6 protein-coding genes are annotated in these 9,218 nt (G+C 61.3%); 3 read left to right on the top strand and 3 right to left on the bottom strand.

The window, feature by feature from the left end:
* Positions 1-21 precede the first annotated feature (21 nt).
* From GM415_RS10590 to GM415_RS10580, 3 genes are all read right to left on the bottom strand, one after another.
* Positions 22-1,590 (bottom strand): ABC transporter substrate-binding protein, encoded by a 1,569-nt coding sequence (locus tag GM415_RS10590; protein ID WP_158947962.1) that lies wholly within the window; start codon positions 1,588-1,590, stop codon positions 22-24.
* A 62-nt stretch (positions 1,591-1,652) separates the two neighbouring features.
* The gene (locus tag GM415_RS10585) at positions 1,653-2,750 is read right to left on the bottom strand and encodes a C45 family autoproteolytic acyltransferase/hydrolase (protein ID WP_158947960.1); all 1,098 of its coding nucleotides are present in this window, start codon (positions 2,748-2,750) and stop codon (positions 1,653-1,655) included.
* Positions 2,751-2,833: 83 nt separating this feature from the next.
* Positions 2,834-4,210, bottom strand: coding sequence for a glutamine synthetase family protein (locus GM415_RS10580; RefSeq protein ID WP_158947958.1), 1,377 nt, complete (start codon positions 4,208-4,210; stop codon positions 2,834-2,836).
* A 386-nt stretch (positions 4,211-4,596) separates the two neighbouring features.
* On the opposite strand from GM415_RS10580, the gene GM415_RS10575 reads away from it, so the two are divergent.
* From GM415_RS10575 to sppA, 3 genes are all read left to right on the top strand, one after another.
* On the top strand, positions 4,597-6,465 hold the full coding sequence (locus GM415_RS10575; protein WP_158947956.1) for a hybrid sensor histidine kinase/response regulator: 1,869 nt from the start codon (positions 4,597-4,599) through the stop codon (positions 6,463-6,465).
* Between the two features lie 9 nt (positions 6,466-6,474).
* Positions 6,475-7,866 carry a sigma-54-dependent transcriptional regulator gene (locus GM415_RS10570; RefSeq protein WP_158947954.1) on the top strand — a complete coding sequence of 464 codons (1,392 nt, stop codon included), beginning with the start codon at positions 6,475-6,477 and terminating at the stop codon, positions 7,864-7,866.
* Positions 7,867-7,967: 101 nt separating this feature from the next.
* Complete coding sequence (sppA, locus tag GM415_RS10565; protein WP_158947952.1) at positions 7,968-8,942, top strand: signal peptide peptidase SppA; 975 nt, start codon at positions 7,968-7,970, stop codon at positions 8,940-8,942.
* Positions 8,943-9,218: the final 276 nt, after the last annotated feature.

Below are 9,218 nucleotides of genomic sequence, written 5' to 3'. Positions count from 1 at the left end.
CTCAGGTTGGTTATGCGTAGGTTATTTCCACTGATCGGCGCCGGTGGCCTTCTTGATGGGCTCGGCCAGGTTCTTGGCCAGGGACAGCCAGGACTTCTTGACCTTATCCTTGCCGATGCGGCGTGTGATGCGCTCGAACTTGTGCGCGGCGCGGTCCAGCGCCTCCTTGGGCTTCTTGGAGCCGGTCATGCAGGCATGCACTTCCTTGTCCAGGGCGTCCTGGTACTCGAAGCCGCCGGGCAGGCAGAAGTCGGGCACGGTGTTGACCATGTTATCGTACAGGGTCTGGAGGTACTCGGGGGAGTAGGTGTCCAGCAGCCGCTTGGTGGGCTTGAGCATATGGTTGACGCGGTACGGATCGGAGTAGCCGCCCAGGTACGGGATGGCGTCCGCGCCGATGGTCGGGGAGGTCATCCACTGCGCGTAGGCGTAGGAGAGCTCCGGATTCTCGGAGTACTTGGAGACCGCGTAGCCGTAACCCCAGCAGAACAGGCCCGCGTAGATCTTGGTGCCGTCCTTGGTATAGTCGGCGGGCATGACCGTGGCGGCGATGTTGCCGGTGGTGGCCGGACCGGTGGACGGGGCTTTGGAGTACTTGAAGCCCGAGGGCCAGACGATGTTCATGAAACCTTCGCCGCGACCGAAGGCGTTGTAGTTGGAGGACCAGGTGAAGGAGAAGGCGTCCGGGTGCAGGAACTCGTTCATGGCGAGCATGTCTTCCAGGGCCTCGACGCCTTCGTCGGAGTTGAAGGTCGGGTTCATCTCGCCGTCGAAATAGAGCATGCCCTTGGACACGAGCCGCTGCATGAACATCCACTTGACGTAATACGGGGAGCGGTACTCCAGAGAGCCGTAAAAACCGTTGGCCGGGTCATGCATGAAGGAGGCGAGCTCATAGTATTCCTTCCAGGTGTCGGGAACGGCGAGCTTGCGGCCGAACTTGTCCTCGAAGGCCTTGGCCTTGGCGGAATCCTCAAGATAATCCTTGCGGCACAGCAGGGTGATCTGGTCGCCGTCGTTGAGCAGACCGGCCACGCGCCCGTTGTAAAGCTGGGCATGGTGGCTGGCCGGGAAGACAACGCCGTAGTCCTTGTTGAACAGCTCGGGATCGTACTTCTCGGTCCAGTCGGTCAGGTCGTAGATGACGCCGGAGTCGATCCAGTCCGGGTAGGACATGGCGGTGGGCATCATCACGTCGTAGCGGCCGGTCTTGGCCACGGCTTCCTGCATGCCCTTGGTGTGGATGACCTCGTCGGGCTCCTCAATGAACTCGAGGGTGATGCCCAGCTCGTTTTTCCACTTGTCCACGTAGGGGGTCATGTTGCCGATGGAACCGGTGGGAATGAGCAGGGTCAGGGTCTTCTTCTTGGCCTTGGCCGCAGCGACCTTGGCCAGTTCCCAGGCACGCTCCTCGGGGCCCTGAATGGAGGCCCAGGCCTCCAGAGCGCCCAGGGGCGAGATGGCCACGGCGTTGGCCACGGCAGCGGCAACGCCCAGCGCGCCCATGCGCTTCAGGAAGGAGCGGCGGGTCAGCCCGCCGGCATCGTACTCTTTCAGGGTTTTCTCAACCATGTTGTCCTTGGTTTTCATCTCTCACCTCTCGTATTAAATTGTTTAAAATTTCAACAAGCTACCCTGTATCTCAGCCGCCACTAGAGGCAGTGGCGCTCATATCCGTTTTCGCAGGGGTTGCCCTTGCACAGCTCCATCCACCCGGCCTCCGGATCCATGATCACCGCGAACACGGTGTGAAAGGCGGTCTTCGGGTCCTCGCCCGGAAATCCGTGCGCGCAGATGCAACGGGGGTGGTTGGTGTGGTCGCGGGTCAACTCCTTGAGCTTCTCCGGATTCAACGACCCGGCGTTGCTCTTCAAAAACTTGTCGGCCACCTGCTTGCGGACCATGGACCCGCCGTGGCTCAGCCAGTTGGGCGTCTCGAAGCCGCGCATGTCCCGCCCCACGAAGTGGTTGGTGTGGGCAATGGCCCCGTCGATCTCCAGCAGTTGGTAATAGGTCGCGGAGGTCTCGGCGCAGAAGGCGACCCCGCTTCCGGCAAACTGGTAGTTGATGCCCGAGGCGCGGGGCGAAAAGATAGCCGCGCCCAGTGCGTCACCGATGCGTTCAGAGCCGAGGGCCTTGCGCATGATGAAGGGATAGATCACGCCGGGGCGGGCGTCGGTGGCCGTAACTTTGTTGATCACCGCACCCACGCCTGCGGTGTTCAGGCCGACCAGCCCGACGATGCCCGCAAAGGAGATAACGAGCGCCGCCGGGCCGTTCTCGGGCGCGATGCGCAGCAGGCAGAGAAATTTTTCGTAGTACTTCTCCATGTCGTAGGTCTGTCCGATGTAGGCGCGTCCGCCTTCCCCGGCTTCGGGGGTGACGTTGAAAGTGGTGCAGCCCCACAGGGAGTCGGGCAGGACCTTCGCCCCCACGCCGGGAGCGCGCAGATCCTCAAGTTCCAAAAAGGAATTGAGGTAGAGGATTTCCTTGAAGGAAACCCCGGCACCATCGGCGATGCCGCGCATCTCCTCGACCAGCTCCGGGGAAAACTTCTCCAGAAAGCCCAGATTCTTGTTGCAGAAGGTTTCCAGCGCGTCCTTGGCCACCCTGAGGGAGGCGTTGTTGGCCTGATGCACCTCGGTGACGGTAGCAACGAACTCGGCAATCTGGTCCGCGAGGGCCTCGCCGTGAATGCGGCCCATCTCATAGGAGGTGCCGGACAGCTGAATAACTGGAATGGTGCTCATGTTCTTGTATCCTTGCGTGAACTCGTGCGGGAAGGAGACGGCAGCCAAGCTCCCGCCCCCTTCCCGGCTCGGAGGTACCGTGCCTAAATCAGTTCCATGTAGTAGTCCCACTCCCACGGATCGACGCGGTCGTTGAAGGCGGGGGTGCCATAGTCCTTGAACTGGGCCTTGGCGGTCTCCACCTCGAATTTCTTCACGGCCAGGACCAGCTTGATGAACTCGGGGTCGAGCACGGAGTGCAGATCGGTGTCCGCCTCGAAGGCTTCGATAGCCTCGTCCAGGGTGAACGGCAGGCGGGGCAGGTCGTCGCGTTCGTAGGCGATGTCCTCCACGGGCGCGGCAAGGTCCGGCTGAGACTTGATGCCCTCCAGCCCGGCAGCCAGGGTGGACAGGGCCAGCAGGTAGGGGTTAGCCCCGCCGCATGCCAGCCGGTTCTCGAAATGAGTGGCCTCGCCGCGGCAGCCCTTCAGGCGGATTCCCACGGTGCGGTTCTCCATGCCCCAGGTGGCGGTATGCGGGGCAAAGGAGTTGACCCGATAGCGCTTGTAGCAGTTGACAGTCGGCGCCGTGAAAATCGTGTTGGCCTTGGCGTGCTTGAGCAGGCCGGCCAGGAAATTCTTGGCCAGGTCGGACAGGCCGTATTCGGCATCGGGGTCGTTGAAGGCGTTCTTCCCGGTCTTCTTGTCGATGAGGGAGATGTGAAAATGGGAGCCGGACGCGCTGGAGTTGATGAACGGCTTGGTCAGCCAGGTGGCGATGTAGCCGTGCTGGAGGGAAATCTCCTTGGCGCCCATCTTGTAGAGGAAGGCGGTGTCGGCGGCGGCCAGACCATCCTGATAGTAGAGATTGATCTCCTGCTGACCCGGTCCGTGCTCGGAGTTCTGGGTGATGATCCGCACCCCGGCCTGGTCCATCTTGCGCATCAGGTCGTAGGTGTACTCGATGTCGAAGTTGTTCTTCAGGGTGACGAAAATGGGCTGGCCGTCGTAAACCGGCTTCTTTGTCTCCTTGTCCAACACATAGAACTCGAACTCGTAGCCCAGGCGGCAGATGTAGCCCATGGAATCGAACTCATCGATTATCTTCTTAAGCAGCAGGCGCGGCGAGGCCATGGCCGGGCGTCCGTCGTACCAGTAGGGATCGACGGTGATGTTTGCGGTGTTGGGCACCCAGGGCAGGACCTTGAAGGTCGAAAGATCCGGCACGGTGCAGTGGTCTTCGTACTGAACCTCTTCCGCGTACCCGGTCCCGGAGGGGACCATGGACTGGATGTCGAGGCCGAGCAGGCCGCCATAGAAGTTCAGTCCGTTTTCGATGTAGTCCATGAAGCAGCCGACCGGAACGGTCTTGCTTCGGGACACACCATACAGGTCCGCTTGCTCAAAACGGACGAAATGGATGTCGTTATCGCGAATTTGTTTCTTGATGCTGTCGATTGAGGGTATTTGCGGCAGGCTCATCGGTACATTCCCCATGTTTTGTCATTCGGTGACCATCACACGCCCCGATCAGACGGAACGTTTTTCATCAATGTCATCAGCCCCTATCTACAATCGCCGTGCCACACATGACCAAATCACAAAAAATGCTTTTATTTTAATATAATATAAAATTATTCTGTGTACTCCTATCAACCAATTCCGGCCTAATCGCCTTCTTATTTATTATATTTAAGAATTATTTTATTAAATAATAGAATCAACTCCTTGCCTTTAGTTTGCATATTTAATTAATATTTACAGTATATTATTGTGCATTATTCAGAATTTGCCAATTCAATCTCCTTGGAGTAACCTCACTAATGATCAATAAATGTAGAAATTTGTAAATTCATCAGCAAAGCAATATGCCATCTCTTTTCAGATCCTATGCCCAAGGCTGTCGGAACGCCCTGGCCCTGTTGGATGACAGCGCCATGGTTCTCTACGCCAACAACGCTTTCAGCCGCCTGTTGCCGCCCGACGCTCCCTTTGCCGAGGGAAGGCGACTGGATGACCTGCCTCTGCCCGCCTACCTGCTGTCGGCGCTGGACATGGCACTCAAGGAAGTAAGCGAGACGGCAACGGAATTCGACTTTCCGATCCACGCCGCACCCTCCGAGATCCCGAAGGAATGCCGCATCATTCCCCTGCGGGAACAGGGGCAAGTCATGGTGGAGATAGCCCTGCCGGATACGACACCACTGGAAAAGGCCCTGCGCGAGGAACGTATGCTGCGCCGCCAGATCGAGATGCGCCGGGCCCATGACCGCAAGGTCTTTTTCGACGTCATCAACGAGCTGCCCGTGTTCGTGTACATGCAGCGGCGCGACTACTCCGTGGCCTACGCCAACAAGAAGACCCTGGCCTTCTATGGGGAAACCAACGGGCGCAAATGCTACGAGGTGTTCGGTGGGCGAAGCGATCCCTGCCCGCACTGCCCCACCTTCCGGGTCTTCGACACGGGGGAGCCCGTGGACTGGCAGTTCACCGACGAGGCCGGGCGAACCTTCCGCATCTACGACTACCCCTTCGAGGACGAATACGGCGAGCCCCTGGTCATGGAGCTGGGTGTGGACATCACCGAGCTCAAACGCGTTGAGCGGGAGCTGTTTCAGGCCCAGAAGATGCGGGCCATCGGCGTGCTGGCCGGCGGCATCGCCCACGACCTGAACAACAACCTGGTCCCGATCATCTTCAATATAGATTACGCCCTGGGAAAGATGTCGGGCAGCGAGATGGACACCCCACTGGCCGAGGCGCTCAAGGCCGCGTACAAGGCGGCGGACCTGGTGGAGCAGGTCCTGGAGTACAGCCGCCAACAGGAGGTCACACGCTCTCCACTGCACCTGGCCCCCCTGGCCAAGGAAAACCTGGCTCTGCTCCAGGCGTCGCTGCCGGAACACGTCTCATTGGAGGTGGACTGTCTCGCCGAGCGGGACAGGGTCCTGGCAAACCCGGCCCAGATCCAGCAGATCCTGCTCAACCTCTGCCGCAACGCTGTCCAGGCCATGCCGAACGGCGGCACCCTGTCGGTCCGCCTGGACAACCTCCACCTGGAATCGCAAAAAAACGCCCCCCACTCCGGCCTGCGGTTGGGCGACCACGTGGTGGTGACGGTCTCCGACACCGGCCACGGCATCGACCCCGGCATCACCGAGCGAATTTTCGAACCCTTCTATACCAGCAAGAAAAAAAGCGGCGGGACCGGCATGGGACTGGCCGTTGTTCACGCCATCGCAAGCTGCAACGGCGGGTCCATCCATGTGGACTCCACTCCGGGCAAAGGCACCACTTTCACCGTCTATTTTCCCTGCTGCGAAACGCCGGAGACCAAGACGCTGACCGAAGAGGCCCGCCCGTCCTCGCGCGCCACAGGCCGTCTGCTCCTGGTGGACGACGACTCCGGAGCGCTCCAGGCCATGCAGCGGGTGCTGCGTGACGCCGGGTACGAGGTCTTCACGGCGGACAACGGGGCCGAGGGACTCAAGGAATATTTCCGCGCCAGGGGGCTGTTCGACCTGGTGCTCACCGACCAGTCCATGCCGGGCATGACCGGCATGGAGATGGCCTCCCGCATTCTGGAAAACGACGGGGAGGCCAAGATCGTCATCTGCACCGGACATGTGGCCCCCAGCCTTGAGGTTCAGGCCGGAGAAATCGGCGTGGCCGGATTCGTCATGAAACCCATGTCACCGCGCATGCTGGTGGAAAACGTAGCCCGTTACTGCGCCTAGGAAGGAAGAATGGCCCGCATCCTGATCATCGACGACGACGAGCTCATCCGCAGCTCCCTCTCGCGCTGTTTCACCGACCAGGGACACGAAGTGGCCACGGCGGAAGGGCTCGCCTCGGGCATCCGCCGGGCCACCGAGGGCATGGACGTGGTCTACCTGGACCTCAGCCTGCCGGACGGGGACGGACGGACCGCCATCAACACCCTCTGCGCGGCCCCCGGCAACCCGGAGGTCATCGTCCTGACCGGCCTCAAGGACAACTTCGGCGCGCAGGAGACCCTGACCAGTGGAGCCTGGGACTACATTCAGAAACCGGCGACTCCGACCACCCTCAGGAAATCCCTGGAAAGCGCCCTGGGCTACCGGCGGGATAAGAGCGCGGCCTATGAACCGCCCCGCGCCTTCGACGACGGCGGGCTCATCGGCGATTCCCCTGCCATGGAGCGAGCCAAGGGACTCATGGCCCGGGCCGCCGAAAGCGAAGCCAGCGTCCTCATCCTGGGCGAAACCGGCGTGGGCAAGGAACTGACCGCCCAAGCCATTCATAACAACAGCACCCGCCACAACAACGCCTTCGTGGTGGTGGACTGCTCCAACCTGACCGAGAGCCTGCTGGAGAGCGTACTCTACGGGCACGTCAAGGGCGCCTTCACCGGGGCGCACTCCGACCACCGGGGTCTGGTGGCCGAAGCCGACGGCGGCACCCTGTTCCTGGACGAAATCGGCGAACTCCCGCCCTCTCTGCAAAAATCCTTTCTGCGCGTGCTCCAGGAGCACCGCTTCCGCCCGGTGGGATCGGCCAGGGAACAGGGCAGCGACTTCCGCCTTGTGGCCGCCACCAACCGCGACCTGGAGGCCATGACCCGGGCCGGGACTTTCCGCAGCGACCTCCTCTTCCGCCTCCGCACCCTGGAAATTCAGCTCCCCCCGCTATCTGCGCGCGGCGAGGACGTCATGCTCCTGGCCGAGCACTTCGCCCGCAAGGCCTGCGACCGATACCGGCTGCCCGCAAAAGGCTTCTCCAAACAGATCGCCAGGATCATCACGGCCTACGCCTGGCCCGGCAACGTGCGCGAACTGGGACACGTCATGGAGGCGGCGGTCATCGCCGCAGGCAAGGAGCCGACCATCTACCCAAAGCACCTGCCAGGACATATCCGCGTTTCCTACCTTGACCAGGCAAAGCCCAAACGCCAACCCCCACGGACGCCGCAGGCCACTGACGGCCCCATCCAGTCCTACCAGGACTACAAGGCCATGCGCGACCAGGCCTATTTCCAACAGCTCATGGACATCTGCGACTTCGACATCGCCCGGGCCAGCCGCCTCTCGGGCCTGAGCGTTCCCAGTATCTACCGCCACCTCGGCCTGGCGGGCATCCCCACGAAGAACAAACGCTGATAAGCCCAAGGCGCGAACCCGCGCCGATGTCCCTTTTCCCTTCAAAAAAACCCACGCCTCGCGTACCCTGCCCCCATTAGCCAACCAATCCCGGAGGTCCCATGCGTCTTCGTCTCTTTTTTGCCCTGGCCCTGTGCGTCCTGCTTCTTCCCAGCTGTGCGCCCAAGATCAAAATATTTGCCGCCCCCACCACGGAACCGCTCAAGGAGTTCGTGGTCGAAGGAACCGGCGAAGGCAAACTCGCCCTGATACACCTTCAGGGCATGCTCGTGTCCCAGCCCAAGGAAGGGTTGCTCCGCCCCACACCGAGCCAGGTGCAGGAACTGGTCAGCGCGCTGCGTCTGGCCGAAGAGGACGAGGCGGTCAAAGGCGTTGTCCTGGCCGTGGACTCCCCCGGCGGCACGGTCACGGCCTCGGACATCCTCTATCACGAGATCACCGCCTTCAAGCAGCGCACCGGCAAGAAGGTCGTGGTGGTCATGTTCGATGTGGCCGCCTCGGGCGGTTACTACGCCTCCCTGCCCGCGGACTGGATCGTGGCCCACCCGACCACCATCACCGGCTCTGTGGGCGTGATCTTCATGCGGCCCAAGCTCAGCGGCCTGATGGGCAAGATCGGCGTGGACGTGGAGGTCTCCAAGTCCGGAAGGGACAAGGACATGGGCTCGCCCTTCCGCCCGACCACTCCCGAGGAGACCGCCCTCTTTCAGGACATCATCGATGACTACGCCACGCGCTTCGTCAACCTCGTTCAGCAGCACCGCAAGCTTTCGTCCGCCAATCTGGAGCTGGTCGGAACCGCCCGCGTGTTCACCGCCAACCAGGCGCTCAAGGTCGGGCTCATCGACCAGATCGGCTACATTCAGGACGGCTTTGCCAAGGCCCGCCAGCTCGCCGGGCTGCCCAAGGATTCCCAGGTCGTGGCCTACCGGCGGGACACCTATCCCGACGACAACCCTTACAACCCCATGACCAGCGCCGACCCGGAAAAAATGAATCTCCTCGGCGTGGATGCAGACATGCTCCTGCCGCCCAAGGCAGGCTTCTACTACATCTGGCAGGGCGCGGCCCGGTAACCCTGTCAGGCGGCTGCTCCCCAGAGCCTGCCGACGTCGCCTTCGGCGGGACCAGGACTCCGTCCTGGACCTGCCAGGACGCGGCCCCGAACCCGCATAACTCGCTTCGCCCGAGTCCTTGTGGCAGCTAAAACTGTGCCCTATTTTCTAATAAGGGAAGCCTGTCCGCTCGCCCCTGCTCCGCCAACAAAACAAGCTACATCCTTAATAGGTGGACAATGCCCTCCCTCCAAATGTCTCCACTCCAAAGCGAAGCGAGCCAAAAAAGTTTCGGGA

Origin of the sequence: Pseudodesulfovibrio cashew (genome assembly GCF_009762795.1) — a bacterium.
Taxonomy (GTDB): Bacteria; Desulfobacterota; Desulfovibrionia; order Desulfovibrionales; family Desulfovibrionaceae; genus Pseudodesulfovibrio; species Pseudodesulfovibrio cashew.
The sequence above is the reverse complement of the archived record's forward strand: the minus strand, read 5'-3'. Positions and strand labels throughout refer to the sequence as shown.

What these genes read in the sequence shown, in the direction of transcription:
- GM415_RS10590 (WP_158947962.1), bottom strand. Translation starts at nt 1,590, where the DNA reads ATGAAAACCAAGGACAACATGGTTGAGAAAACCCTGAAAGAGTACGAT.
- GM415_RS10585 (WP_158947960.1), bottom strand. Translation starts at nt 2,750, where the DNA reads ATGAGCACCATTCCAGTTATTCAGCTGTCCGGCACCTCCTATGAGATG.
- GM415_RS10580 (WP_158947958.1), bottom strand. Translation starts at nt 4,210, where the DNA reads ATGAGCCTGCCGCAAATACCCTCAATCGACAGCATCAAGAAACAAATT.
- GM415_RS10575 (WP_158947956.1), top strand. Translation starts at nt 4,597, where the DNA reads ATGCCATCTCTTTTCAGATCCTATGCCCAAGGCTGTCGGAACGCCCTG.
- GM415_RS10570 (WP_158947954.1), top strand. Translation starts at nt 6,475, where the DNA reads ATGGCCCGCATCCTGATCATCGACGACGACGAGCTCATCCGCAGCTCC.
- sppA (WP_158947952.1), top strand. Translation starts at nt 7,968, where the DNA reads ATGCGTCTTCGTCTCTTTTTTGCCCTGGCCCTGTGCGTCCTGCTTCTT.